20 protein-coding genes and 1 tRNA gene are annotated in these 25,284 nt (G+C 61.7%); 9 read left to right on the top strand and 12 right to left on the bottom strand.

What is annotated here, in order from left to right:
- Nucleotides 1-39: 39 nt before the first annotated feature.
- From PQR40_RS06525 to gloB, 7 genes are all read right to left on the bottom strand, one after another.
- Nucleotides 40-549, bottom strand: a complete 510-nt coding sequence (locus PQR40_RS06525) for a DUF4149 domain-containing protein (RefSeq protein ID WP_408508633.1) — start codon at nucleotides 547-549, stop codon at nucleotides 40-42.
- Nucleotides 550-569: 20 nt separating this feature from the next.
- Nucleotides 570-1,046, bottom strand: coding sequence for a transcription elongation factor GreA (greA, locus tag PQR40_RS06520; protein WP_097389983.1), 477 nt, complete (start codon nucleotides 1,044-1,046; stop codon nucleotides 570-572).
- A gap of 151 nt (nucleotides 1,047-1,197) precedes the next feature.
- The gene (carB, locus tag PQR40_RS06515) at nucleotides 1,198-4,452 is read right to left on the bottom strand and encodes a carbamoyl-phosphate synthase large subunit (protein ID WP_408508632.1); all 3,255 of its coding nucleotides are present in this window, start codon (nucleotides 4,450-4,452) and stop codon (nucleotides 1,198-1,200) included.
- 154 nt (nucleotides 4,453-4,606) lie between these two features.
- Nucleotides 4,607-5,770 (bottom strand): glutamine-hydrolyzing carbamoyl-phosphate synthase small subunit, encoded by a 1,164-nt coding sequence (gene carA, locus PQR40_RS06510; RefSeq protein ID WP_408334034.1) that lies wholly within the window; start codon nucleotides 5,768-5,770, stop codon nucleotides 4,607-4,609.
- A 427-nt stretch (nucleotides 5,771-6,197) separates the two neighbouring features.
- Complete coding sequence (locus tag PQR40_RS06505; protein ID WP_408508631.1) at nucleotides 6,198-7,439, bottom strand: MFS transporter; 1,242 nt, start codon at nucleotides 7,437-7,439, stop codon at nucleotides 6,198-6,200.
- Between the two features lie 200 nt (nucleotides 7,440-7,639).
- A complete protein-coding gene (locus tag PQR40_RS06500) occupies nucleotides 7,640-9,334 on the bottom strand; it encodes a transglycosylase SLT domain-containing protein (protein WP_408222142.1) in 1,695 nt (564 codons plus the stop codon).
- Nucleotides 9,335-9,491: 157 nt separating this feature from the next.
- Nucleotides 9,492-10,283: a hydroxyacylglutathione hydrolase gene (gloB, locus tag PQR40_RS06495; protein WP_408508630.1), complete on the bottom strand. Its 792-nt coding sequence runs from the start codon at nucleotides 10,281-10,283 to the stop codon at nucleotides 9,492-9,494.
- A gap of 19 nt (nucleotides 10,284-10,302) precedes the next feature.
- Between gloB and PQR40_RS06490 the strand changes: the two genes are divergently transcribed.
- The 5 genes from PQR40_RS06490 to PQR40_RS06470 all read left to right on the top strand — a co-directional run bounded on the left by PQR40_RS06490 (nucleotide 10,303) and on the right by PQR40_RS06470 (nucleotide 14,896).
- Nucleotides 10,303-11,154, top strand: a complete 852-nt coding sequence (locus PQR40_RS06490) for a class I SAM-dependent methyltransferase (protein ID WP_408222146.1) — start codon at nucleotides 10,303-10,305, stop codon at nucleotides 11,152-11,154.
- Nucleotides 11,151-11,597 (top strand): ribonuclease HI, encoded by a 447-nt coding sequence (gene rnhA / locus PQR40_RS06485; protein WP_179733338.1) that lies wholly within the window; start codon nucleotides 11,151-11,153, stop codon nucleotides 11,595-11,597. The genes PQR40_RS06490 and rnhA overlap by 4 nt, the downstream gene beginning before the upstream one ends.
- A 79-nt stretch (nucleotides 11,598-11,676) precedes the next feature.
- Nucleotides 11,677-12,411: a DNA polymerase III subunit epsilon gene (gene dnaQ, locus PQR40_RS06480; protein ID WP_408391104.1), complete on the top strand. Its 735-nt coding sequence runs from the start codon at nucleotides 11,677-11,679 to the stop codon at nucleotides 12,409-12,411.
- Between the two features lie 48 nt (nucleotides 12,412-12,459).
- Nucleotides 12,460-12,534, top strand: a tRNA-Val gene (locus tag PQR40_RS06475).
- A gap of 484 nt (nucleotides 12,535-13,018) precedes the next feature.
- On the top strand, nucleotides 13,019-14,896 hold the full coding sequence (locus tag PQR40_RS06470) for an ABC transporter ATP-binding protein (RefSeq protein WP_408508629.1): 1,878 nt from the start codon (nucleotides 13,019-13,021) through the stop codon (nucleotides 14,894-14,896).
- 191 nt (nucleotides 14,897-15,087) lie between these two features.
- Here PQR40_RS06470 and PQR40_RS06465 read toward each other — a convergent pair whose 3' ends face one another.
- The 3 genes from PQR40_RS06465 to PQR40_RS06455 form a co-directional block, all read right to left on the bottom strand.
- The gene (locus tag PQR40_RS06465; protein ID WP_408222154.1) at nucleotides 15,088-15,552 is read right to left on the bottom strand and encodes a DUF2214 family protein; all 465 of its coding nucleotides are present in this window, start codon (nucleotides 15,550-15,552) and stop codon (nucleotides 15,088-15,090) included.
- 155 nt (nucleotides 15,553-15,707) lie between these two features.
- A complete protein-coding gene (locus PQR40_RS06460; protein ID WP_408334027.1) occupies nucleotides 15,708-16,565 on the bottom strand; it encodes a hypothetical protein in 858 nt (285 codons plus the stop codon).
- A gap of 272 nt (nucleotides 16,566-16,837) precedes the next feature.
- Nucleotides 16,838-17,902, bottom strand: a complete 1,065-nt coding sequence (locus tag PQR40_RS06455) for a glycosyltransferase family 4 protein (protein WP_408205950.1) — start codon at nucleotides 17,900-17,902, stop codon at nucleotides 16,838-16,840.
- A gap of 692 nt (nucleotides 17,903-18,594) precedes the next feature.
- On the opposite strand from PQR40_RS06455, the gene PQR40_RS06450 reads away from it, so the two are divergent.
- Nucleotides 18,595-20,430 carry an ABC transporter ATP-binding protein gene (locus PQR40_RS06450; RefSeq protein WP_408222158.1) on the top strand — a complete coding sequence of 612 codons (1,836 nt, stop codon included), beginning with the start codon at nucleotides 18,595-18,597 and terminating at the stop codon, nucleotides 20,428-20,430.
- Nucleotides 20,431-20,530: 100 nt separating this feature from the next.
- On the opposite strand, the gene otsA is transcribed toward PQR40_RS06450, so the two are convergent.
- Both otsA and otsB read right to left on the bottom strand, forming a co-directional pair.
- On the bottom strand, nucleotides 20,531-21,991 hold the full coding sequence (gene otsA, locus PQR40_RS06445) for an alpha,alpha-trehalose-phosphate synthase (UDP-forming) (RefSeq protein ID WP_408508628.1): 1,461 nt from the start codon (nucleotides 21,989-21,991) through the stop codon (nucleotides 20,531-20,533).
- Nucleotides 21,992-22,046: 55 nt separating this feature from the next.
- Nucleotides 22,047-22,796, bottom strand: coding sequence for a trehalose-phosphatase (gene otsB / locus PQR40_RS06440; RefSeq protein WP_408222162.1), 750 nt, complete (start codon nucleotides 22,794-22,796; stop codon nucleotides 22,047-22,049).
- Nucleotides 22,797-23,271: 475 nt separating this feature from the next.
- On the opposite strand from otsB, the gene PQR40_RS06435 reads away from it, so the two are divergent.
- Genes PQR40_RS06435 through PQR40_RS06425 form a run of 3 tightly spaced genes read left to right on the top strand, consistent with a single transcriptional unit; the run spans nucleotide 23,272 to nucleotide 25,215 of the window.
- Nucleotides 23,272-23,841: an SCO family protein gene (locus tag PQR40_RS06435; protein WP_408508668.1), complete on the top strand. Its 570-nt coding sequence runs from the start codon at nucleotides 23,272-23,274 to the stop codon at nucleotides 23,839-23,841.
- Nucleotides 23,842-23,859: 18 nt separating this feature from the next.
- The gene (locus tag PQR40_RS06430) at nucleotides 23,860-24,321 is read left to right on the top strand and encodes a copper chaperone PCu(A)C (protein ID WP_408334024.1); all 462 of its coding nucleotides are present in this window, start codon (nucleotides 23,860-23,862) and stop codon (nucleotides 24,319-24,321) included.
- 9 nt (nucleotides 24,322-24,330) lie between these two features.
- A complete protein-coding gene (locus PQR40_RS06425; protein ID WP_408222166.1) occupies nucleotides 24,331-25,215 on the top strand; it encodes a cytochrome c oxidase assembly protein in 885 nt (294 codons plus the stop codon).
- Nucleotides 25,216-25,284: the final 69 nt, after the last annotated feature.

Genomic DNA, 25,284 nt, shown 5'->3' with positions numbered 1-25,284 from the left:
ACAGCCAAACCCCGCTCAAGCAAGGCCGAACAGCAGCATTTAACCAGCGACCTTCCCCGTAGCGCTGCGAGCGCCCTGCTCTGCCGTCTCCACGCCGACGCTTGCCGGCAGCTTCCACACCAGTGCCAGGCCCAGCAGGCTTTCGATCAGGTAAAACAGGCTCGACACGCCGTGCAGAATGCCGAAACGCGTCGCATAAGCCGAATGTCCGACATCACTGCCCGCCTCCAGCGCGGCAATGCGCATTGCATTCATGAACGGCTGCAACGCAAAGTAACCCACCAGCACGCACACCAGCATACCGGCGATCAACCAGCGCAAACGACGATAAACGTCGCTGCCGCGGCGAACCAGCACGTTCGCCAGACCCAGCAGCAAAATGCCGCACACCGCGCCCAGCACACCTTCAATACGAAACAGTTGCGCCGCCACCGCGCCCGCCGTCATCCGGTCGAGCGAGGTGAACAGCACCGGCGCGACGGCATAGCCGATAGTCAACAGACTACCGACCCACACCACCGTCAGCAGACGGAACAGTCGATGCGGCATCAAGGACACCGGAGCGGCCTTCAAACGTAGCTAACTGCGATGATTTCATACTCGCGCACGCCGCCCGGCGCCTGCACCGAGGCAACGTCGCCTTCCGACTTGCCGATCAACGCGCGCGCAATCGGCGAGCTGATCGAGATCAGACCGTGGTCGATGTCCGCTTCGTCGTCGCCGACGATCTGGTATTTGACCTTCGCACCCGAATCGAGGTCTTCGAGTTCGAGCGTGGCGCCGAACACCACGCGGCCGTCCGCCTCCACTTTGGACGGGTCGATTACCTGCGCACCGGCCAGTTTCGATTCGATTTCGGCAATACGACCTTCGACGAAGCCCTGCTTTTCCTTCGCCGCGTCGTATTCCGCGTTTTCAGACAGATCGCCCTGGGCACGCGCTTCCGCGATCGAATTGATCACCGAGGGACGCTCAACCGATTTCAGGCGCTGCAATTCATCGCGCAACATTTCCGCGCCGCGCTTAGTCAATGGAACAGTGCTCATAAACAACTCTATGCAAAAAACAGCCGTAAAAAAAATCACCGCGGTTAAGTGCATCCCGCGGAGGCTGACGTTCCGGGCAAAACCCGGGCCACAGCACCTGCGGAACGCCGCTTAACCGCGGCACTTACATCTTGGACAGGTATTCGAAGCCTTAGTTTAGGCGAGCGTGGAGGCCTTGTAAATCATAGACTTCCAGGTTCTTCAAATAGCGCAAACCTTCAACTGCAGCCCGTGCGCCGGACATCGTCGTGTAGTACGTGACCTTGTTCGCCTGTGCGCTCATGCGGATCGAACGCGAGTCGGCGATCGCAGCACGGGTTTCGTCGACGGTCGTGAAGACCAGCGCGATTTCGCCGTTCTTGATCATGTCGACGATGTGCGGACGACCGTCCTTCACCTTGTTGACGACCTTGACCGGTACGCCGGCCGCTTCGATCGCGGCAGCCGTGCCCTTGGTCGCGACGATCGGATAGCCGAGTTCGTGCAGCATGCGCGCGACTTCGACGGCCTTCGGCTTGTCTGCATCCATCACGGTCAACAGCACCGTGCCGGACTCCGGCAGACGCGAACCCGCCGCGAGCTGCGACTTGAACAAGGCTTCGCCGAACGTCTGCCCCACGCCCATTACTTCACCGGTCGAACGCATTTCCGGTCCGAGCACCGGATCGACTGCCGGGAACTTGACGAACGGGAACACGGCTTCCTTCACGCTGAAGTACGGCGGGTTGATTTCCTTCGTCACGCCCTGTTGTGCGAGCGTCTGGCCGACCATCGCGCGCGCCGCGATTTTCGCGAGTGGCAGGCTGGTCGCCTTCGAGACATACGGCACGGTACGCGATGCACGCGGATTCACTTCGAGCACGTAAATCACGTCCTCTTTCGAACCATCTGCCTGCGGCACTTGCTGGATCGCGAACTGCACGTTCATCAGGCCGATCACGTTCAGCGCCTTCGCCATTGCGCCGGTCTGCCGCTTCAGTTCCGCGATGGTTTCCTGCGACAGCGAGTACGGCGGCAGCGAGCAAGCCGAGTCGCCCGAGTGGACGCCCGCCTGTTCGATGTGCTCCATTACGCCGCCGATGAACACGGCTTCGCCATCGGAGATGCAATCCACGTCGCATTCGATCGCGTCGTTGAGGAAGCGGTCGAGCAGCACCGGCGAATCGTGCGAGACCTTCACGGCCTCGCGCATGTAGCGCTCGAGATCACGCGGCTCGTGGACGATTTCCATGGCGCGGCCGCCCAACACGTACGAAGGACGCACCACCAGCGGATAGCCGATTTCCTCGGCGAGTTTCAGCGCTTCGTCTTCAGCACGCGCGGTACGGTTCGGCGGTTGACGCAGGCCGAGGTCCTGCAGCAGCTTCTGGAAACGCTCGCGGTCTTCCGCGGCGTCGATCATGTCCGGCGACGTACCGATGATCGGCACACCGTTCGCTTCGAGGTCGAGCGCGAGCTTCAACGGCGTTTGACCGCCGTATTGCACGATCACGCCGACCGGCTTTTCCTTGTCGACGATTTCGAGCACGTCTTCGAGCGTCAGCGATTCGAAGTACAGGCGATCAGACGTGTCGTAGTCGGTCGAAACGGTTTCAGGGTTGCAGTTGACCATGATCGTTTCGTAGCCGTCTTCGCGCATGGCGAGCGCGGCGTGCACGCAGCAGTAGTCGAACTCGATGCCCTGGCCGATCCGGTTCGGGCCACCGCCCAGCACCATGATCTTCTTGTTGTTCGTCGGGTTCGCTTCGCACTCTTCCTCGTAGGTCGAGTACATGTAAGCGGTTTTCGTGGCGAACTCGGCCGCGCACGTGTCGACGCGCTTGTAGACCGGGCGTACGTTCAACTCGATACGGCGTTGACGCACTTCTGCCGGCTTCGCACCGAGCAGCCTGGCAAGGCGGCGATCCGAGAAGCCGCTTTGCTTCACGTACTTGAGTTCTTCCTTCGAGAGGCTTGCCAGCGTACGGCCTGCCAATGCCTTTTCCTTCAGGATGATCTGTTCGATCTGCGCGAGGAACCACGGGTCGATCGAAGTCTCTTCGAAGATCTCTTCGGCCGTCATGCCGATACGGAAGGCATCGCCGACGTACCAGATGCGATCCGGGCCGGCTTCGCCGATCTCGCGGATGATCTCGTCGCGGTTGTCTGTCTTTTCGTCCAGACCGTCTACGCCCACTTCCAGACCGCGCAGCGCCTTCTGGAACGATTCCTGGAAGGTGCGGCCGATTGCCATCACTTCGCCGACCGACTTCATCTGCGTGGTCAGGCGCGAATCGGCTTCGCGGAATTTTTCGAACGCGAAACGTGGGATCTTGGTGACGACGTAGTCGATTGTCGGTTCGAACGAAGCCGGGGTCTGGCCGCCAGTGATTTCGTTCTTCAGTTCGTCGAGCGAGTAGCCGACCGCGAGCTTGGCCGCGATCTTGGCGATCGGGAAACCCGTGGCTTTCGACGCCAATGCCGACGAACGCGACACGCGCGGATTCATTTCGATCACGACCATGCGGCCGTCTTTCGGATTGATCGAGAACTGCACGTTCGAACCGCCCGTGTCCACGCCGATCTCGCGCAGCACGGCGAGCGACGCGTTTCGCAGGATTTGATATTCCTTGTCCGTGAGCGTTTGCGCCGGCGCGACGGTGATCGAGTCGCCGGTGTGGATACCCATCGGGTCCAGGTTCTCGATCGAGCAAACGATGATGCAGTTGTCCTTTTTATCGCGGACCACTTCCATCTCGTACTCTTTCCAGCCGAGCAGCGATTCTTCGATCAGCAGTTCGCGCGTGGGCGACAGGTCAAGACCGCGCTTGCAGATTTCCTCGAATTCGTCGCGGTTGTACGCGATGCCACCGCCCGAACCGCCGAGCGTGAACGACGGACGGATCACGACCGGATAACCACCGCTACCCGTTTGCACAGCGATGTCGGCCTGCACCTGCAGCGCTTCTTCCATCGAATGCGCAGTGCCCGATTTGGCCGAACCGAGGCCAATCTTCGTCATTGCATCCTTGAACTTCTGGCGGTCTTCCGCCTTGTCGATCGCTTCCGGCGAGGCGCCGATCAACTCGACCTTGTATTTGTCCAGCACGCCATGCGCATGGAGATCCAGCGCGCAGTTCAGCGCGGTCTGGCCACCCATTGTCGGCAGGATCGCGTCCGGGCGCTCCTTGGCGATGATGCGCTCCACCACTTCCCACGTGATCGGCTCGATGTAGGTCACGTCGGCCGTGTTCGGGTCGGTCATGATCGTCGCAGGATTGCTGTTGACGAGAATAACCTTGTAGCCTTCCTCACGCAGCGCCTTGCATGCCTGCGCGCCCGAGTAGTCGAACTCGCACGCCTGGCCGATGATGATCGGACCCGCGCCGATGATGAGGATGCTTTTAATGTCTGTCCGCTTGGGCATAACGCTCTCGCTAATGTATTCCTGAATTCTTTCCGTCGGCGCGCTGCGTTTCAGCGTTGCGCGCGCTCTGTTGTGTGCGGCTCGCCGTGCATGCGCTGAGAGCGCTGTTCACGTCGCGAGCCGCGCGCCGCCGGGGCGCATCACACGCTGCTGCTTATGCCGCTGCGGCCGCGGCGGTCTTGCCTGCCTTTTTCGTGTCCATCAACGCGGTGAAGCGGTCGAACAGATAGGCGATGTCATGCGGACCGGGCGACGCTTCCGGGTGGCCCTGGAAACAGAACGCCGGCTTGTCGGTCAGCGCAAAGCCTTGCAGCGTGCCATCGAACAGCGAGATGTGCGTGACTCGGGCATTGGCCGGCAGCGTGTCGGCGTCGACCGCGAAACCGTGGTTCTGCGACGTGATGACCACACGGCCGTCGCCGAGATCCTTCACCGGATGGTTCGCGCCGTGGTGGCCCGTCTTCATCTTGAGGGTCTTGGCGCCGAGCGCGAGGCCCATGATCTGATGGCCGAGGCAGATGCCGAAGGTCGGGATGCCGCGCTCGATCAACTCCCTGGTGGCCGCGATCGCGTAATCGCACGGTTCCGGATCACCGGGGCCGTTCGACAGAAAAACGCCGTCCGGGTTGAGCGCGAGCGCGTCGGCAGCGGAAGCTTGCGCCGGCAGCACGGTGACGTGGCAGCCGCGTTCGGCCAGCATGCGCAGGATGTTGTACTTCACGCCGTAATCGAATGCGACCACGCGGTACTTCGGCGCGTTCTGCGTGCCGTAGCCGGTGCCCAGACGCCATTCGGTCTGGGTCCATTCGTAGCTTTCTTTCGTCGACACGACTTTCGCGAGGTCCATGCCCGACAAACCCGGGAACGAACGCGCGAGTTCGATTGCCTTGGCTTCGTCATCCGAGCCGGCGAGAATCGCGCCGTTCTGCGCACCCTTGTCGCGCAGCACGCGAGTCAGCATGCGCGTGTCGAGGCCGGCGATGGCGACCACGCCTTCGTCCTTGAGGTATTGCGGGAGCGTGCGCTCCATGCGGAAGTTCGACGCGAGAACCGGCAGATCACGGATGATCAGGCCGGCGGCATGGACTTTCGTAGCTTCGACGTCTTCGGCATTCACGCCGACGTTACCGATGTGCGGATACGTGAGAGTCACGATCTGGCGCGCGTAGCTCGGGTCAGTCAGGATTTCCTGATAGCCGGTGATAGCAGTGTTGAACACGACTTCGCCGATCGTATGCCCGGGGGCGCCGATCGAGTAACCACGAAAGACCGTGCCGTCGGCGAGTGCGAGCAAAGCGGGAGAAAATGACGGCAACACGGGAGACTCCTTGGGGAACACCCTGTTGCCGACCTGTCTATCCGACTGCGAGCCGCAGCGAAACGCATCGATGATGCGCGCGCAGACTCGCTCGCGTACTGCTAGTGACGTCGCAAGGGGCGCGATGGGTCCATTGTGTGGACTGATCGGCTGGGGTGCGGGGCGTCAAAAGCGCGCGGCGGATGAACGGTATGGGAGAGGTAGGCGCTAGGGTGCGGGTTGATAAGCTCAAACCTTGGAATTATAGCGCGAAACTACCCGTCCTTCCAAATCCGAGATGGCGGGCCGGCTTAGCCGGGTAAGACATGAAGCCGGTCAAAGCCTTGCTGCGCATGACCCGGAGGCCACTGGACAAAATTTACACGGGTCAGAATCGGGATAAGACCGGTAAATATGACGCCACCCTGCGAAACCCTGCGCGACGGCTTTAAACCTCCTGTTCGGCGCGCACGCGCACTGGCTGAAGCCGTGCGCGGCCGGGCAACACGTACCAGACCGCGCTCAACACCTGTAACGCCACCAGAATGCCCCAGGCGGTTAGATGCGCGGCCGCCGGATAATGACCGTCTTTGGCCGGCCAGCGCGACAGCACAGCGCCGACGCCAATCTGGAAGCCGAAAATCAGCAGAAAAATGATCAGCGTCAGCGTGGTATTCACCCGGCCGATCATCTGCGCCGGGAAGTGCCGCGCCATCACCGCGTAGCTGAGAATGCCGGTGCCGCCGAAGACTCCATATGCCGCCCACAGCAGGCTCGCCGGTAGCGGCACGTTGAACATGATCAGCAGTTGGGTCAGCACGTAGAGCGCCATGCCGATGCCGCAAAACACATACAACGAGATTCCGCGCCGCTCCAGACCGCGTGCCGCCGCGCCGAAACCAACGCAGCCGGCCATCATCGCAAAGCCGAGAATCGACACCAGCGATGCGGCTTCACGCGGCGCGAAACCCTGCACGTCGCGCAGCCAGGCACCGACCCATAGCGACTGCATCGCGTAGAAAACACCTTGCGTGACGATGGAAAACGACCCGATCTTCCAGAACGCGCCGCTTCTCAAGATATGCAGAGTGCCTTTGAACTGAGCGCCGATGCCGGCCTGGCGGTGCGTTTCCCTGGCATCAGGCGCAAGCGTCCACTGCGCCACCGCCACCACCACCGTCAGCAGGCCCAGACCGATACAGACCGCACGCCAACTGGCGAAGCTCAGCACCCACGTGAGCGGCGAGCCGACCATCACGCCGCCGAAACCGCCAATCGCCATCACCAGCCCGTTCATCAACGGCAGACGCCCCGGCTCGAAATGCTGCGCCAGCGCCTTGAAGGCAGCGCCTAGACATACCGAGACGCCGACGCCGATCAGCAACCGCCCAAACATCATCATGCCGACGCTGTGCGCTGCGCCGAACATCCATATTCCGAGCGCGGCAAACAACATGGTGACTGCCGTCACGCGGCGCGCGCCGTAATGATCGAGCAGCACGCCGGCTGGAATCTGCGCGCCCGCGAAACCGAGGAAATACAGGCTGGTCAGCAAGCCGAGATCAGTGGCCGACAGACCGAGATCGTGCGTGATGAAAGGCGCAAAACCGAGATTGACGCCGCGAAACACGTACGAAACGAAGTAACCGGCGGAAAACAGAAGAAAAACGCGCAACTGGGTCGACGACATAAGCTTTGGAATGAGCGGCCGGGAAAGCCGAAGCACGAAAGATAAATGAAATGCGCGAAATTCGCCTGAATTGATCTGCAGAATGAAAAACGCCGTCACCACAGGTGACGGCGTTGGAATAACACGGTGCGTGATCGGAGCGCAATCCACGCGCTGCCCCCGCAACGCATGTGGTCACTACCGTGGGAGCCGCTTTTGGTCTACTTACCCTTCTTCGCGTTGGCCGCGGTCTTCGGGCGGCTATTCGCCGCGGCCTTCGACGCCTTGCTGGACGTGGAAGCCGACACTTTCGCCACCTTGCCCTTGCTGGCGCCGGACGTTGTCGGCTTACTGGCTTTGCCCACCGGCTCAGACACCTTCACCACGGCGGAGCGGCCACGGCCCTTCTTCTTATCGTAGCGCGAATCGCTCCTCGTGTCTGCGACCCGGGTACCGATCTTCTCGACACCGCCGCCTTGCACGTCGGTCGCGATGCGCTCCGGACCGGGTTCGCTCGGCATCGCCTTGCCGACCGGCACGTGCAGCACGATCACTTGCCCGCGCGACACCTGATCGCGATGCGTACGATTCCACGCCTTCAACTGACCGATCGACACGCCGTAACGCACGGCGATCGCGGCCATCGACTGATTGCGGCGTACGCGGATCAGCATCTTGCGGGTATCGGGGACGTCGGGCTCCATGGCCAGCACCGCGCTTTCGGCAACGTCGGCGCTGATGTCTTCGTCATCGTCCGAGCCACGCGGCACGACGATCGTGGAACCTGGTTTCAAACGCATGCCGACCGGAATCTTGTTCACTTCCATCAGCGTGTCGGCGTCGACACCGATCTTTTGCGCGATCGCCGCCGGCGCGGCGCGCTCCGTGACCGTGTACGTGGTCCACGACGACAGCGAACCAGAGTACGCCTTCAGATTGCGCTCGAACGCGCTCGCGTTGTCGAACGGCAGCAGGATCTGCGGCTGCGTGGCACCGAGAATCACCGGCTTTCTGAACGACGGGTTCAACGAGCGGAATTCATCCGTGGAGAGATTTGCGAGTTTCGCCGCCATGTCCACGTCGATGTCGTGCGAGGTCGTGACCGTCACGAAATACGGGTGGTTCGGAATCGACGGCAGCGTGAGCCCGTACATCTGCGGGTTCATCACAATGTTCTTCACCGCCTGCAGCTTGGGCACGTAATTGCGCGTCTCGTTCGGCATGCGCAGGCTGAGGTAGTCGGTAGGCAGCCCTGCCGCTTCGTTGCGCGCGATCGCGCGCTGCACATTGCCCTCGCCCCAGTTGTAGGCGGCGAGCGCCAGCTGCCAGTCGCCGAACATGTCATGCAGACGCGACAGATAGTCGAGCGCAGCGCTGGTCGAGGCCAGCACGTCGCGGCGCTCGTCCTGCCACATGTTCTGCTTGAGGTTGTAGGTGCGGCCCGTGCCCGGCATGAACTGCCACATGCCGGCGGCCTTCGCCACCGATAGAGCCTGCGGGCTGTACGCGGATTCGATGAACGGCAGCAAGGCGAGCTCGGTCGGCATATGGCGTGCTTCGAGCTCTTCGACGATGTGGTACAGATATTTCTGCGAGCGTTCGGTCATGCGCTGCACGTAGTCCGGGCGTTGCGCATACCAGTTGACCTGCATGTCGACGAGGTCGGTTTGCAGATCCGGCATTTGAAAACCACGGCGAATACGACCCCACAAGTCGGCGTCCGCGCTCGTCAGTTGAGTGACCGAGCCCTGGTCGACGTTGATCGTCTCTTTGGCGGTGGCTGTCTTGCGAAGGGCATCGGCTACGGCTTGCTGACTGGCGGGGTTTGTTGCGGTGGTCGGGCTATTCGTCGCCGGTCCCTGACTCGCGCAAGCGGCGAGCGTCAGGACCAACAACGCACTAAAGATAAATCGCATGAACGTCTCGGCTTCCACAAGGGCTGGAATTTGCAGCCGATAGTACGAAACGGCAACGTTTACGTCAATCGGAAAATTACGAAAAAAATCAAGGAAATCTTGGGCTTGGCGAATTTTTGCGATTCTTCGCGTGAGGAATACCCTGATGCCGAACGGGTCAACGGAAGCGGTTTTTCCATTCGCGCATCAGCGTAAACGCCGCCAAACGATCGGGCACTTTTTCGTGCAGTTGCTCTTGCAGGGTTGCCTGAATCGCCGGATTGCTCGCGCGCAAAAATGGATTCACCGCGCGTTCGTGGGCGATGGTGGTGGGCAGCGTCGGCACGTGACGCGCACGCAATTCGCTCGCTGTGTCACGCCAGGCGTGCAGTTCGACGTTGCCCGGCTCGCAGGCGAGCGCGAAGCGGATGTTCGACAACGTGTACTCGTGTGCGCAGTGAACCTCGGTCGTGCCGGGGAGCGCGGCAAGCGAATCCAGCGACGCCAGCATTTGCGCGGGCGTGCCTTCGAACAAGCGGCCGCAGCCACACGCGAACAGCGTGTCGCCACAAAACACGTGCGGCGTGCCGCGCGGGTCGGCGGCCTGAAAATAGGCAATATGACCGCTCGTGTGACCAGGCACGTCGAGCACGCTGAATTCGAGTGCGGGAGCCGCAATCGTCACGTGATCGCCGTTTTTGAGACGGTGCGTAAGGTGCTGGATCGCTTCACCGGCGGGGCCATACACGGGAACGGCCTGGCCATTCAGCAGATCGGCCACCCCACCGACATGGTCTTGATGATGGTGCGTGAGTAAAATAGCGCTCAGCCGCCAACCCCGTTTCGCCAGATAGGCGCGCACGGGCGCGGCCTCACCCGGATCGACGACCACCGCGTGATACCCGTCGGAAACGACCCAGATGTAATTGTCTTCAAACGCCGGGACCGGTACGTACTCGAGCGCATTCATAGGCGACGCATTCTCTGAAATGACTGACCGAGCAATTATAGACTGGCCTGCCTGGACCGATTCGCCACCCGGCCGCTACGTACTCGAGTGGGAGCAGACCCAGCTCGACCGCGTGGTCTCGGACGTGTTCGGTTACCATGCGCTGCAACTCGGCCTGCCGCAACTCGACGCCTTGCGCGAAAACCGCATGCCGTGCCGCGGACTCGTGCTCGACGCAGCGAGCGGCGCAAGCGCGCCCTACACTTTTCCGCGCGGCCTGGGGCGTACCGCGAATGGCTCGGGCAACAGCGCCGCCCAACGTCGGCCGGCGGGGTTGCCTGCGCCGGCCGGACGCAGCGCTGTCTGGTGCGACCTGCTCGACTTACCGTTCGAAGCACAAAGTGTCGACCTGATCGTGATGCCGCATACGCTGGAATTCACGAGCGACCCGCACCGGCTGCTGCGCGAAGCCGAGCGCGTGCTGATGCCCGAAGGCCAGTTGATCATTCTCGGCTTCAATTCGCTGTCGCTCTGGGGCGCGCGTCAATCGGTCGGCAAGATGACCGGCCGGCCGTTCGTGCCCGCGGCAGTCGACCTGATCGCCTTCACTCGCCTGAAAGACTGGATCAAGCTGCTGGGTTTCGACCTTGAACGCGGGCGCTTCGGCTGCTATCGTCCGCCGCTCGGCAGCGATCAATGGCTGTCCCGCTACGGTTTCATGGAAGCCGCCGGCGACCGCTGGTGGCCGATTTTCGGCGCCACCTACATGATCAAGGCGATCAAGCGCGTGCGCGGCATGCGCCTCGTCGGCCCGCTGAAAGTGAAGAAACCTGTCCTCGCCGCGGGCCTCGCGCCCGCCGCCACTCCGAACACACGCAACCACACCCAATGACTTCCGACATCATCGATATTTATACCGACGGCGCCTGCAAGGGCAACCCCGGCCGTGGCGGCTGGGGCGCGCTGCTGCGCTTCGGCGACCAGGAAAAAGAACTGTTCGGCGGTGAACCCAACACCACCAACAACCGCATGGAACTGATGGGCGTGATTGCCGCGCTCGAGGCGCTGAAGCGCCCCTGCAAGGCCGTCGTGCACACCGACTCGCAGTACGTGCAGAAAGGTATCAGCGAGTGGATTCACGGCTGGAAGAAAAAAGGCTGGATCACTGCGGCGAAGCAGCCGGTGAAGAACGCCGATCTCTGGAAGCGGCTCGACGCGCTCGTCGCGCAGCACGAAATCGAATGGCGCTGGGTGCGCGGTCACAACGGCCACCCGGAAAACGAACGTGCGGATCAACTGGCCAATCGCGGTGTCGCGTCACTCGCAGAAATATGATGCGTGCCGTGATGTCCGCCGCAACACTAAGCGCGCGCCCTTCTTTTTCGCTGATTTTTTTAGAGCAGGCTAATCCGACATGCGTCAACTCATCCTCGATACCGAAACCACCGGCCTGAATGCACGAACCGGCGACCGGATCCTTGAACTCGGTTGCGTCGAAATGGTGAACCGCCGGCTCACGGGCAACAACCTGCACTTCTACATCAACCCGGAACGCGAGAGCGATCCCGGCGCACTCGCGGTTCACGGGCTGACCACCGAATTCCTCAGCGACAAGCCAAAATTCGCCGAGATCGCCGATCAGATTCGCGACTTCATTCAAGACGCGGAACTGATCATTCACAACGCGCCGTTCGACATTGGCTTTCTCGACGCCGAATTTGCGCTGCTGGGCTTGCCGCCGGTAAAAACCTACTGCGGGGAGATCATCGATACCCTGGCGCGCGCCAAGCAGATGTTCCCGGGCAAGCGCAATTCACTCGACGCGCTATGCGATCGCTTCGGCATCAGCAACGCGCACCGCACCCTGCACGGCGCGCTGCTCGACTCTGAATTGCTCGCCGAGGTTTATCTGGCGATGACACGCGGCCAGGAAAGCCTCGTCATCGACATGCTCGGCGATTCGCACGGTGGTGGCGACGCGCACGCGCCACGCATCGCGATCGATTCGCTGAATCTGGTCGTGATTGCCGCGAGCGACAACGAAGTCGCCGAACATCAAGCCGTCCTCGACGGTCTGGACAAAGCGGTCAAAGGCACGAGCGTGTGGCGCCTCGAACCCACGCCGGCAGCGGATGAGCAAACCGCTTAAAAAGTACTTTACGAGCGTAAAAAACCCTGACATAATTCGGCTCTCTTCGGGTGGTTAGCTCAGCGGTAGAGCACTGCCTTCACACGGCAGGGGTCACAGGTTCAATCCCTGTACCACCCACCAGATTCGCGTGACCCGCAAGAGAAAGCCCTCGAACGTAAGTCGAGGGCTTTTTTGCTTTTGCACGCAGGCATGCTGCGGATTGATCACGTACGGGCGCACTGAAGCGTACATGCGCCTCCTCCGTGTCGAAGTCAATACCGAACATTCGTACGATTGCAGTCGCCAAATACTGCTGATATAGTCAGTCCTCGGGCACTCGCCCCGTCTATTTTCACCACCTCATTCGACTACAGGGAGGCGTCACATGTTCGCAGTGCATATCGTCGTCCCTGGGATGGTCTCACGACCATTCTCGCGACTTTAAGTTAGTCGCGTCGTCGCTCACGCGGTTCTGCCTGAACAGACCGTCCGCGCAAATTCCAGACAGTCCGTAGTCTCGTTGCCGGCATCGTTGTCGGCAACACATCCCGGCTTGCTTGACTGTCTCTTCCTTTCGCTTCTGACTGGAACCTCGGTGCGCTCACGCGCCACCGGGTCGTGACAAATGACTAGAAAAAAACTCGACTTTCGTGGACAAGCCTTCAGGGATGTCCTCGGCTTCACCTTCCGTCACTGGGCCAAACAGCCTTGGCGCATCTTCGCAATTGCCGCGCTGGCGCTGCTCTCGGCATTGGCAGACATATTCACGCCGATGTTCGCCGGCCGGCTCGTCGACGCGATCGCATCGGGCTCTGCCGGCGACGCCGTCGCGTGGCACGCTGCGATTACCGCTTTCTGCGTGCTGGGCGTGCTTGGGCTCAGCGCCACGCTGCTTCTCCAGGGCGTGTTCTTCAACCTCATCAGACTGACGCTCAAGATGATGAGTGACATCGCCGCGAACGCGTTTCATCGCGTGCAACGGTTCTCGACGGATTGGCACGCCAACAGCTTTGCCGGATCCACGGTACGCAAGATCACGCGCGGCATGTGGGCGCTCGATCTGCTCAACGACACGTTGCTGGTCGCGCTGCTGCCATCGCTGACCATGCTGGTCGGCGCAACGGTGCTGCTCGGCTGGCACTGGCCGGTAATGGGCGCGGTCGTTGGTATCGGCTCGGTGCTGTATATCACGGTGACCGTGGCCGTGTCGCTCGGCGTCGTTGCGCCCGCCGCACGGCTCGCTAACGCATGGGACACGCGTATGGGCGGCGCCCTCGCCGACGCCGTCAGCTGCAATGGCGTGGTGAAAGCGTTCGGCGCCGAAGAGCGTGAAGAGGTTCTGCTTGAACGCGTGATCGGCAAGTGGCGTCATCGCACGCGCCGGACGTGGACGCGCGGCACGATCAACGGCGGCTTGCAGGGTGGCATGCTGGTGGCAATCCAGGCCTCCATTCTCAGCGTCGCGTTGCTGTTGTGGGTACGCGGTGAAGCGAGCGTTGGCGACATCACGTTCGCGCTGACGATGTTCTTCATGCTGCAAGGCTATCTGCGCGATGTGGGTATGCACATCCGCAACCTGCAGCGTTCGGTCAACGACATGGAAGAACTGGTGTCGCTGGAGAACCAGCCGTTAGGTATCGAAGACCGCCCCGGCGCGGGCCCGATCGCGATCGGCAAAGGCGAGATTCGCTTCGAGCACGTCACTTTCCACTATGGCGCGAAAACCACGCCGCTCTATGACAACTTCTCCGTGCGTATCGCGCCAGGAGAACGCGTTGGGCTGGTTGGGCACTCGGGTTCCGGGAAGACGACCTTCATCAAGCTGATCCAGCGGCTATACGACATTTCGGAAGGCCGGATCACGATCGACGGTCAGGACATTGCCCGTGTACGGCAGGCGTCGTTGCGCAGCCAGATCGCGATCGTGCAGCAGGAGCCGTTGCTGTTTCACCGCTCGCTGGCGGAGAACATCGCCTATGCACGGCCCGGCGCAAGCCGCGCCGAGATCGAACGCGCCGCGCGGCTCGCCAGTGCGCATGACTTTATCGCGACACTGCCTCAAGGTTACGACACGTTGGTGGGTGAACGCGGCGTCAAACTCTCGGGTGGCGAACGTCAGCGCGTGGCTATCGCACGGGCGTTTCTCGCGGACGCGCCGATCCTGATTCTGGACGAAGCGACCTCGAGCCTCGACAGCGAAAGCGAAGTGCTTATCCAGCACGCCATGGAGCGGCTGATGGTCGGCCGCACGACACTGGTGGTGGCGCACCGTCTTTCCACCGTGCGCGCGCTGGACAGGCTGCTGGTGCTGGACAAGGGCAAGGTCACCGAGGAAGGCAGTCACGAGGCGTTGATCAGACTCGAGAACGGCCTCTACAGGCGGCTGTTCGAACGTCAGGCGCTGGAGTTGATCAAGGGCTTGAGCGATTCGGAGATCACGCACAAGACCGACGGCGCGAAGGCGAATCGGCTCGATGATTCAAGCCTGGTGGTAGAGAAGTAAATTGTTGCAAGCGTGCGGAGCGTCACGCAGAAGCCGCCGGTAAGCGGCGTTTTCTGCTGGGGTTACGCACGCCCTCCTTCGTTCATCCGCCACGATTCTCACGTAACCCGCTTGACGGTTCTGCATGCATTCGGCGCATCGCTGTCCAATGCGACGAACGCGATCGAACCGGCCAGCGCTTCAACGCGCGACTAGACCACGCCCGCAGGCAACCCGATACCGCGCGCCATGCCGGTAGCCGCGAACACCATCAACACCAGCAGCACCGTCTGGATCACGCTGAGATGCGCATACAAACGCGCTTTTCGCAAATCAGGTGGAGTGCCTTTTCTGACAGAGGCGCGCCAACGCATCAGCGCGAGCATTGACGGGACTTCGAGGATGAGTATCAGCACGAGCAGCGTCATCTTGACGTGAAAGAGCGGCTCATGCAGGTAGTAGTCGGCGCCCTTTTCGAAACTGCCGAAGGCGCGCATCAGACCGGTGACGATCAGCACCAGCGCCGAAATACCCCATCTCGTGTCGGCGCGGAATACGGATCGCAACGCTGCGGGCACGCTGGCTCGCCGCAGCGACCAGGTACGCCGGAGAATCGACGCAAGGGCGAAGCCAAAAGCGAGCAGATGAAGGGCGGCAAGCAACCAGCGAACCAGCATAGCGACTCCTGCAAACGACGCAATACGATCGATGTATGTCCCACTCGCCCACTGGAAACGCGGGGCGGCACTTCTTCTTATTATTATCGACTACAGCTTACTTTACGACGCCAGCTTCGGCCGCCGGGTGCGGCCGACTGAACAATGCGGCAGATTCAGACTTGCTGCAACGATGTGTCGAGCGCACGTGCGGCGACCCGATCGCCCTCGGTAGTCAGTGCGGCGCGGAACACGGTTTGTCGATTGTGGCCTGCCGCAGCCGGCGAATCCCACAGCAATTCGATTTTGGGACGGCGGCCAAAACCACTGCGCGCCAACGCTGGCGCGCCGCCGGCCGAGCCGAGCGGCGCAGCAGGCCCACCTGGTTCGCCGGCAACACCGAACGCCACCGCAGGAGCAGGCGTCGGCCTTGCGCTCCCGCCTTGACCCGTCGCCCATCGCACGGACAATTCGCGGGCGTCGTACTGACCCACCTTGCGACGCTCGGCCCAGACGACCACTGTGCGCGTGGCCGGATCGAGCGCGACCGCATAGCGGCCGATCGCAAAGCGTCGTGCGGCGATATTGGTTCGCCACAGTGCGCGCGGCCGGCAAATCCACACGACCGCCGCGTACAACGCCGGTGCCGCCAACAGCCAGCCGTTGGTGGCCGCCACCGCCTGTGCAGCGCGCCGCCAGCCGGCGCTCGCCGCAAACGCACCGACCGACCAGACCGCAAACAGGAATCCAAGGAAAGCAAACACGCGCAGCGCTTGCCGCAACCATTGTGGCAACGGATGCAGCGGACGCTCAGCCACGGCACGCGCGCCCGGCAGGAAGATCAGCAGGAACAGGAACACCAGGTTGATGCACGCCCAAGGCGAGGACACCATCGCCGACAGCGACGAGCCCAGGTCCATCTGCGCCATCGAAAAAAGCCAACGAGCGAGGAGCACGAGACCGATGGCGCGCAGCGCGAAAATCGTTCCGGCGCCGGGCGCCGCGTTCGCACGCGTCTCTTTCGTTCTCGCCAAGGCATCCTCCTGTCGTCGGCGGCGCCGCAGCCAAATTTGCGGCACGGCCATTATAGGGATATTACGGAGACAGGCTCATGCTGCCGGCCCCAAAACCGTACTTTCTGCCACTCACGCGCCAAAACGCGGCGCTCACGCAACAACGCCCCGTGGGCGAGATGCACGCGGGGCGTTCCTGGGGCGCAGCCGGACCATCTGATCGCTGGGGGCGCCGAGTTGGGGCGCCGAAAGCGCTCCAGCAAGGCGGTCCAACTGCCTTTACTTACCGCACATTAGCTGGCGTTGACTTCGCGCAGCACCGTGCGATGCTTCTGACGCAGCAGCTCTTCGTAGGTGGCGACGTAGTTCTGCGCCATTACCTTCGACGAGAAACGCGATTCGAACGCTGCACGCACCTTGGCGCGCGGCAGCGTGTGCAGACGCTTCACAGCGGCAACCGCACTGATTTCGTCTTCCACGACGAACCCCGACACGCCGTTTTCGATCACTTCCGGCACCGAACCGCGATTGAACGCGACGACCGGCGTACCGCACGCCATGGCTTCGATCATCACCAGGCCGAACGGCTCTGGCCAGTCGATCGGGAACACCAGTGCATGCGCGTTGCCGAGAAATTCACGCTTTTCGGCTTCGCCGATTTCGCCAATGTATTCGACGTGCGGGAGTGCCATCAGCGGCTTGATCACTTCTTCGTAATAGGCACGATCGGCCTTGTCGATCTTGGCGGCGACCTTGAGCTTCATGCCCGCCTGGCCGGCGATGCGGATCGCGCGGTCGAGACCCTTCTCCGGCGAGACGCGGCCGAGGAATGCGAGGTAGCCCGGCTCGACGTCCTTGATCGGCGTGAGCACGTTTTCCGGCAGACCGTGATAAACGGTTTGCAGCCAGTTCGCCTGTTGCAGCGGGATGCGCTGGTTGTCCGAAATCGACACCACCGGCACGTCGCTGAACGTATTGAAGATCGGTTGCAGTTCCGGTAGATCGAGGCGGCCATGCAGCGTGGTCAGGAACGGCACCGGCTGGCGGGCGAACAGCGAGAACGGGTAGTAATCGATGTGGAAATGCAGCACGTCGAATTCGTCCGCGCGGCGGCGCACTTCTTCGAGCAGCAGCATGTGCGGCGCCATCACGTCGCGGATGGTCGGGTCGAGGCGCAGCGCCTGCGGCCAGAAGGCTTCGAGTTTCGCCGAGGTTTGCGAATCACCGCTTGCGAAAAGCGTAACGTCATGGCCCTGCTCAACCAGCGCTTCGGTCAAGTTGGACACTACGCGTTCCGTACCACCGTAAAGCTTGGGAGGAACCGCCTCGTGCAAGGGAGCGATTTGAGCGATTCGCATAATGAAGAACTCCTCGTAAAAAATCAGGCAAAAATACTGCGTTTGGTAAAAGCGACTCGCTTGCTCGCCAGGGCAGTCTGGCCGGATATGCCGGCGCGGGCCTGATTCTTTCGAGAAATCCTGCGATGGATCGCTTGGGTAGTGAGCCCAGTTCAGCTGTTCGCTGTCTGCGCATGTGCCGGTAAACGCACACATGGCACCTACGTTGACAAACTGTCAGAAATTTCGGTGGGCCAACAAAGCATGCATTATCGGTGCCGGGCATCTCGCTGCACCACAACATTTCAAAGTCTTTACGTTGTTACAAAGGTGAAACACTTTACAAACCCTTGTTTTATAAGACAGTTCTACAGTAGCAACTGACTTGTAACGCTGACCCGAAGGCGGCAGCTGTAAGCTCCTGTGTCAACTTTGCCGGCAGGCATTGAAGAATTGCCGCACCGCAGTTGAATGCAATTTGTAATTATATCCCGAAATATTCCGCAACCTGCGTGAACCACCGCTCCATCGGCGGGTCGAGCAACAGTAGGTCGCGGTCGTCTATCGCGAAATCAGTCGCGCCATTGCCCGGATACACAGGGCGCAATCGCTTTTGCATGTTTACAATGCGAAGCATCGGCTTCGCGGCGAACGCTTTTGCTGTGGCCCATGCCTTGCATGCACAACCTGAACACACCAAACCTCACGATCAATTGGAACACTTAACCATCGCCCAGCGTAATGCCCAGAACGCAAAGCTTGCGAGCTATGCGCATAGGCCGCTTGCGTTTCTTTTCCGCTTTATCCGCCGCCATCCGCTCGCCCATGCGATCGTCCTGTGCAGCGTATTTGCGGCCGTGGGCTGTGCGCTCGCTTCGCAATACGCGATCAAGCATCTGATCGACGTGCTCGGCGAAGGCCGGCATCACCCAGGTCCACTGTGGGGCGCGTTCGCCATCCTGGTCGGCCTGATCGCCGCCGACAACATGCTGTGGCGGGTCGGCGGCTGGGTTGCCGCGCATACGTTCGTCGCTGTCACCGGCGACTTGCGGCGCGACCTGTTCCAGTATTTGAGCGGGCACTCGCCTACTTACTACTCGGAGAAACAGCCGGGCATGCTGGCGAGCCGCATCACGGCAACTTCGAATGCGGTCTACACCGCCGAAAACACCACCGCCTGGAACGTGCTGCCGCCGTGTATCGCGGTGCTCGGCGCAATTGTCATGATCATCGCCGTGAATCCGCTGATGGCAGGCGGCCTCATGCTGTGTTCGGCCATTCTGTCGGTCGTGCTTTACAAGCTCGCTGGGCGTGGCTCGGCGCGGCATCACCATTTCGCCACGAAAGCCGCGTCGGTGGACGGCGAACTGGTCGACGTGATCAGCAACATGGGCCTCGTGCGTGCGTTCGGCATGACGTTTCGCGAACAGCAGCGTTTCGGTGCGACCGTCAAAGCGGAAATGGAAGCGCGCCAGCAGAGCCTGCTTTATCTGGAAAAGCTGCGCCTGCTGCATGCCGTGATTACCGCGCTGCTGTCGGCGGGCTTGCTGGGCTGGGCGCTGTGGCTGTGGGATCAAGGCAAGGCAACCTCCGGCGATATCGTGCTGGTCAGCTCGCTCGGCTTCACGATTCTGCACGGCACGCGCGATCTGGCCGTGGCGCTGGTCGACGTCACGCAGCACGTCGCGCGGCTCGCGGAAGCCGTTCGCACCCTGCTCGAGCCGCACGGCATGCCGGATCGCGACGGCGCCACCGAACTCGTGCCACAAGGCGGCCGGGTCGATTTCGAAAGCGTGACGTTTGCCTATCCGCGCCGCCGGCCGATTCTCGACCACTTCGATCTGCATATCGAGCCGGGCCAGCGGGTCGGCCTGATCGGCAAGTCGGGCGCGGGTAAATCCACCGTGCTGGCACTGCTGCAGCGTTTCTACGAGACGCAGGGCGGCGCAATCAAGATCGACGGCCAGGACATCGCCACGATCACCCAGGACAGCCTGCGCCATACCATTGCACTGGTGCCCCAGGATATCTCGCTGTTCCATCGCACGGTGTACGAAAACATCGCTTATGGCCGCCCTGAAGCAAGCCGGGAAGAAGTGCTCACCGCCGCGCGCGAAGCCCGTTGCAGCGACTTCATCGAAGCCATGCCGGAAGGGTATGACACCATCGTCGGCGACCGCGGTGTCAAGCTGTCCGGCGGACAGCGCCAGCGGATCGCGATTGCGCGAGCGATTCTGAAAAACGCGCCGATCCTGCTGCTCGACGAAGCCACTTCGGCACTCGACAGCGCGTCGGAAGAAGCGATCCAGAAGGCGCTCGACCGGCTGATGGTGGGTCGCACGGTGATTGCGATCGCACACCGGTTGTCGACGCTGAATAACTTCGACCGGATCATCGTGATGAGCCAGGGCAAGGTGATCGACGACGGCAGTCCCGAAGAGTTGCGCCAGCGGCCGGGCCTGTATCGCGATCTGCTCTCGAAGCAGTACGGCAAGGGCACGACGCTGCACATCGGCGGTAAGAAAGTAGACGAGCAGCACGTCGTCTAAGCAACGCGCCGCCCGCTTGCTACGTCAGCAACAAACAGAAAAGCCGCTCAAAAGCGGCTTTTCTGTTTTCACGGGCAGTTGTAACCGGGCTGAAGGCCGCCTATCCGGCCAGGGTTTCGCGCGTGGCTTTCTTACCCGACCCAGCACGCACTTTCACAGTTCTGGTGCTTCTCGCACCATCCACGCTCTGCAGATCGCGCATGAAGTTATCGCGCCACACCGAGACGTTGTTCTCGCGCAGTTGCACCATCATGTCGCGATGACGCGCCTGACGCTCCGCAAGCGGCATCTCCAGCGCGCTGGCAAGCGCCTCGGCCATACCGTCGATATCCACCGGATTCACGATCAACGCGCCATCCAGTTCCTGCGCGGCGCCGGCAAAGCGTGACAGCACGAGCACGCCCGGATTGTCCGGATCCTGCGCCGACACATACTCCTTGGCGACGAGGTTCATGCCGTCGCGCAATGGCGTGACGTAGCCGACATGCGCCGTGCGAAACAACGCGGCGAGCACCGAGCGCTCGTACTGCTTGTGGATGTACAGGATCGGCGTCCAGTCCAACTCGGCGAAGCGGCCGTTGATGCGCCCCGACTCCCCTTCGAGTTGCAGGCGGATGTCCTGATAGGCGTGCATGTCGGCCCGCGTCGGCGGTGCGATTTGCAGGAACGAGACCTTGTTGCGTTGCGCGGTGAAATGCTCCAGCAGGCGCTCGAACGCACGAAAACGTTCGACCAGACCCTTCGAATAATCGAGGCGGTCGACGCTCATGATCAGCTTGCGCGAATGCAGCGCCGTCTTCATGGTGCGTACCGGCTTGCCGCGCTCGCCCGCTTTCGCAAGCTCGGCGATTTCATCCGGATAGACGCCGATCGGATAAGCCGCCGCGCGCAAGCTGCGGCCGAACGCATGAACGCTCAGCGGGCCGTTGCCCGACACGTCGACCGTGCCGTTCGCCTCGTTGACGATGTAATCGCAGAACGCCCGCAAATCCGGCGCGGTCTGAAAACCGAGCAGATCGAACGAGCACAGCGCTTCAACCAGCTCACGATGCGGGGGCACCGCCAGCAACACCTGCGACGCCGGAAACGGAATATGCAGAAAGAACCCGATGCGATTTTTCACGCCGGCCGCGCGTAACGCCTGGGCGAACGGAATCAGGTGATAGTCATGGACCCAGATCACGTCGTCTTCGCGCAAGAGCGGCACGAGTTGCTGGGCGAGCCACGCATTGACGCGGCAATAGCCTTCGAAGTCGTGCCGGTCGTACTGAACCAGATCGGCGCGGTAGTGGAACGCCGGCCACAGCGTGGCGTTCGAAAAACCGCGGTAGTACTGGTCGTAGTCGCGGCGCATCAGCGCGATGGTCGCGAAGGTCACCGGCCCGCGCTCTTCGACCTTGATTTGCGGCTGACCCGAGCTGAGCACGTCGCCGCTCCAGCCGAACCACATGCCGCCGGTTTCCTTCAGCGCGTCGTACACGCCAACCGCCAGACCGCCTGCGGCCGGGCCGCCTTCCGAAATAGGTGCGACCCGGTTCGATACGATGATCAGTCGGCTCATGAAGCGCGGTTCCCGATGCAGTAAGTCATATACGTTGAACGATACGGCCTGACCATCACGCTCCGCGCGCGGCCGCGACAATCGATTCCAGCCAGTCGAGCAGCGCCGTTACCGAGTCGACGCGCGTATGCGCCATCGTATCGCCCGCGCCCACCTTGATCGACAGGCCACCGCGCTCATTGACGACGGCAAAGCCTTTCTCGTCGGTCAGATCGTCGCCGGCAAACACCGGCTTGCGGCCGACGAACGGCGGCTCTTCCAGGAACGCGCGCATCGCCCGCCCCTTGTCGACGTCCTTCGGTTTGATTTCGTAGACCATCTTTCCCGGCTGCAACACATATGAGCCGGGGTAATCGGCAACCAGCCGCTCGGTTGCCTCGCGCGCCACCGGCTCGCGGTCGGGCGCGTTGCGGTAATGCAAGGCCAGCGCGGCGCCTTTGATTTCGAGCAGCATGCCGGGATGGTCGTTGACAACCTGCGCGAGCACCTGCTCCATGCGCAACAGGCGCTCGTCGTGAAAGCCGATGCGCTGCGTGTCGCCGTTCGCGTCGCGCCGTTCGGCGCCGTGCAGACCGGCGATCGGCAGATCGGGCATGCCGAGAAAACCGTCGATGCTATCGATGCCGCGGCCTGACACGATCGCAACCGCACCGTTCGTGAGACTGCGCAACTCGCTCAGCAACGCGATGACGCGCGGTTGCACCAGCACGCCGTCCGGCGTGGGCGCGAGTTCGACGAGCGTACCGTCGAAGTCGAAGAAAAATGCCGTCTCGCTCGGAGACAGAACAGCCGGAAGTGCTTGCATCGGTTAATTTTGCCTTTCAGCCTTCTGCGGCCGGAAAAGTGTGCGCATCTTACCGCGCATCCGTCAATTTTTCGAGAAAGTAAGCCTGGACACAAGCCTGACCGGGCGGCTCGGCCGATGCAGCTCACAATTGCGTTCAAAAAGAGAACAATCTGGCTTCAGCGAGCTTTCAGCCGCCTGCGTCAAATTGCCTCGCAAACCGCGCGCCCGCGGGCGTTGCACGACGTCGCCGGACATTTTGCGATACAGTCGCAGCCACGCAGACCATTGCAGTGACAACCCTATTTGCACACTATGACGGGCTGCGCGCCTTGCACGAACCACGCCGCGTCCATTCATGGGCAACGTCACGCGCCGCTATTCAATCGAGTCATTGAACCCTGCTTTGTTCCCCATTCTCTCGTCCCGCCATCTGCAGTTGAACCTCGTAACGCCACGCCGCTCGTGGCCCGGGCGCCTGTTCGCACTGACCGTCATGGTGGGCGTGCTCGGTGCGCTAACCGGCTGCACGCATCGCGCCGAACCGTTCCAGTTGACCAACGTGACCGGCCACTTGCCGGATCTCGATTTCACGCTGACCGGCGATGACGGCCGCACCGTCACTGGCGATTCGTTTAAAGGCCGCACCTCGCTCGTCTACTTTGGCTACACGCATTGTCCGGACGTCTGTCCCGAAACGATGGGCCGCCTGATGCAGGTACTCGGCAAACTCGGCCCGGATGCGCAAAAAGTGCGCATTCTGTTCATCACTGTCGACCCGGCACGCGACACGCCCAAAGCCTTGCACGACTACGTCGGCGCCTTCGACTCGCGACACGCCGAAGGCCTGACCGGCACCGACTGGCAGATCGAGTCGCTCGCCAAGCGTTACCGTGTCGCCTATCAGATGGAAAAGCGCGACCCCAACGGCAACTACGAAGTCACCCATAGCTCGGCCGTCTACGTGTTCGACCAGCAAGGCCACGCGCGCCTGCTCGCCACCGATCACGATACCCCTGATGCGATCGCACAAGACCTGCGCCGTATCATTGATGACCGTTCCTGACCTTTCCTGAGTTCATCCATGTCGACCAAGATCAAAACTTTCGCCGCACTGAGCTGCACCCTCGCCCTCTCGTTCGGTTTTGCCTCGATCGCGAACGCCGCCGGCGCTCAGGCGATCAGCGTCAAGGACGCATGGGTGCGCTGGTTGCCGAACAACCTGCCCGCCGCCGGCTACGCGACGCTGGTGAACGCGAGCGACAAGCCAGTCGACCTCGTCGATATTTCCAGCAACGACTACGGCGACGCAATGCTGCATCAAACCGTGTCGAACGGTTCAACGCAAAAGATGGTGATGGTCGACAAGCTGACGGTGCCCGCGCACGGCCAGGTGGCGATTGCGCCAGGCGGCTATCACGTGATGCTCGAAGACGCGAAGCACAAAATCGCACCGGGCGACACCGTGCATCTCACGCTGAAGTTCTCCGACGGTGAAACGCTCGATACGCCGTTCGCCGTCAAGTCGCCCGCCCAGACCAAGTAACGCCCTGCAATGAACCTGCTCTACTGGCTCGATCCCTGGGAGTTTTCGCCGACCGTCGTGATCGCCTTGCTGGTGCCGGCGATCCTTTTCGTGCGCGGCGCGCACAAGGCGAAGGTGTCGATTCCCCGACGCATTTCCTTCTGGTTCGGGCTGGTCGCCTTGTATGTCGCGTTGCATACGCGGCTCGATTATTTCTTCGAGCATGAGTTCTTCATGCATCGCGCGCAGCATCTGGTGCTGCATCACCTTGGGCCGTTCTTTATCGCGCTCTCTTATCCGGGCGCCGCGTTGCGCGCGGGCATTCCCTTCGGCTGGCGGCAGCGTTTCGTCAGGCCCGCGCTGGAGACTCCGGTGGTACGCAAGCTGCTCGACGTGGTGATGCACCCGGTGGTCGCCGTCACGTTGTTCGTTGGGCTGATCTACTTCTGGCTGATGTCGCCGATCCATTTCGTGGCAATGCTCGACTGGCGGCTTTATCGCGTGATGAACTGGAGCATGGTGATCGACGGCTTGCTGTTCTGGTGGCTCGTGCTCGATCCGCGACCAGCGCCACCGGCGCGTTTGTCACCCGGCAAGCGCGTACTGGTGGTGATCGCCGCGATTCCGCCGCAGATCATGCTCGGCGCGTTTATCTTCTTTACGCCGCATGAACTGTATCCGATCTACTCGATCTGCGGCCGCGCCTTCACATGGCTGAGCCCGATGCGCGATCAGCAGATCGGCGGGCTGTTGCTATGGATTCCGGGTTCGATGATGAGCGTGATCGGCTCACTGGTGGCGTTGCGTCACTGGATGCGATTGTCAGCACGCGGACGTCTGCGCGGCGAGCGGCGCGTAAAGGCGACGCAAGCCTTGGCGCAAACCGCGTCAGCGCCTGCGAGCAGCCACCGCTGAACATTTCGAATCGGTTGAAGTCGCGGCGTTTGAAGCCGGTCGGCGCGCGCCGAGCCGAGCCGGGTTGCA

The organism is Paraburkholderia sediminicola (assembly GCF_046026855.1).
In the GTDB taxonomy this organism is placed as follows: domain Bacteria; phylum Pseudomonadota; class Gammaproteobacteria; order Burkholderiales; family Burkholderiaceae; genus Paraburkholderia; species Paraburkholderia sediminicola_A.
Note: the sequence above shows the minus strand (reverse complement) of the source record. Positions and strands in the feature narration are given on the sequence as shown.

Excerpts from the sequence above, each read along its gene's own strand:
- PQR40_RS06525 (WP_408508633.1), bottom strand. The coding sequence starts at position 549 with ATGCCGCATCGACTGTTCCGTCTGCTGACGGTGGTGTGGGTCGGTAGT.
- greA (WP_097389983.1), bottom strand. The coding sequence starts at position 1,046 with ATGAGCACTGTTCCATTGACTAAGCGCGGCGCGGAAATGTTGCGCGAT.
- carB (WP_408508632.1), bottom strand. The coding sequence starts at position 4,452 with ATGCCCAAGCGGACAGACATTAAAAGCATCCTCATCATCGGCGCGGGT.
- PQR40_RS06505 (WP_408508631.1), bottom strand. The coding sequence starts at position 7,439 with ATGTCGTCGACCCAGTTGCGCGTTTTTCTTCTGTTTTCCGCCGGTTAC.
- PQR40_RS06500 (WP_408222142.1), bottom strand. The coding sequence starts at position 9,334 with ATGCGATTTATCTTTAGTGCGTTGTTGGTCCTGACGCTCGCCGCTTGC.
- gloB (WP_408508630.1), bottom strand. The coding sequence starts at position 10,283 with ATGAATGCGCTCGAGTACGTACCGGTCCCGGCGTTTGAAGACAATTAC.
- PQR40_RS06490 (WP_408222146.1), top strand. The coding sequence starts at position 10,303 with ATGACTGACCGAGCAATTATAGACTGGCCTGCCTGGACCGATTCGCCA.
- rnhA (WP_179733338.1), top strand. The coding sequence starts at position 11,151 with ATGACTTCCGACATCATCGATATTTATACCGACGGCGCCTGCAAGGGC.
- dnaQ (WP_408391104.1), top strand. The coding sequence starts at position 11,677 with ATGCGTCAACTCATCCTCGATACCGAAACCACCGGCCTGAATGCACGA.
- PQR40_RS06470 (WP_408508629.1), top strand. The coding sequence starts at position 13,019 with ATGACTAGAAAAAAACTCGACTTTCGTGGACAAGCCTTCAGGGATGTC.
- PQR40_RS06465 (WP_408222154.1), bottom strand. The coding sequence starts at position 15,552 with ATGCTGGTTCGCTGGTTGCTTGCCGCCCTTCATCTGCTCGCTTTTGGC.
- PQR40_RS06455 (WP_408205950.1), bottom strand. The coding sequence starts at position 17,902 with ATGCGAATCGCTCAAATCGCTCCCTTGCACGAGGCGGTTCCTCCCAAG.
- otsA (WP_408508628.1), bottom strand. The coding sequence starts at position 21,991 with ATGAGCCGACTGATCATCGTATCGAACCGGGTCGCACCTATTTCGGAA.
- otsB (WP_408222162.1), bottom strand. The coding sequence starts at position 22,796 with ATGCAAGCACTTCCGGCTGTTCTGTCTCCGAGCGAGACGGCATTTTTC.
- PQR40_RS06435 (WP_408508668.1), top strand. The coding sequence starts at position 23,272 with ATGGTGGGCGTGCTCGGTGCGCTAACCGGCTGCACGCATCGCGCCGAA.
- PQR40_RS06430 (WP_408334024.1), top strand. The coding sequence starts at position 23,860 with ATGTCGACCAAGATCAAAACTTTCGCCGCACTGAGCTGCACCCTCGCC.
- PQR40_RS06425 (WP_408222166.1), top strand. The coding sequence starts at position 24,331 with ATGAACCTGCTCTACTGGCTCGATCCCTGGGAGTTTTCGCCGACCGTC.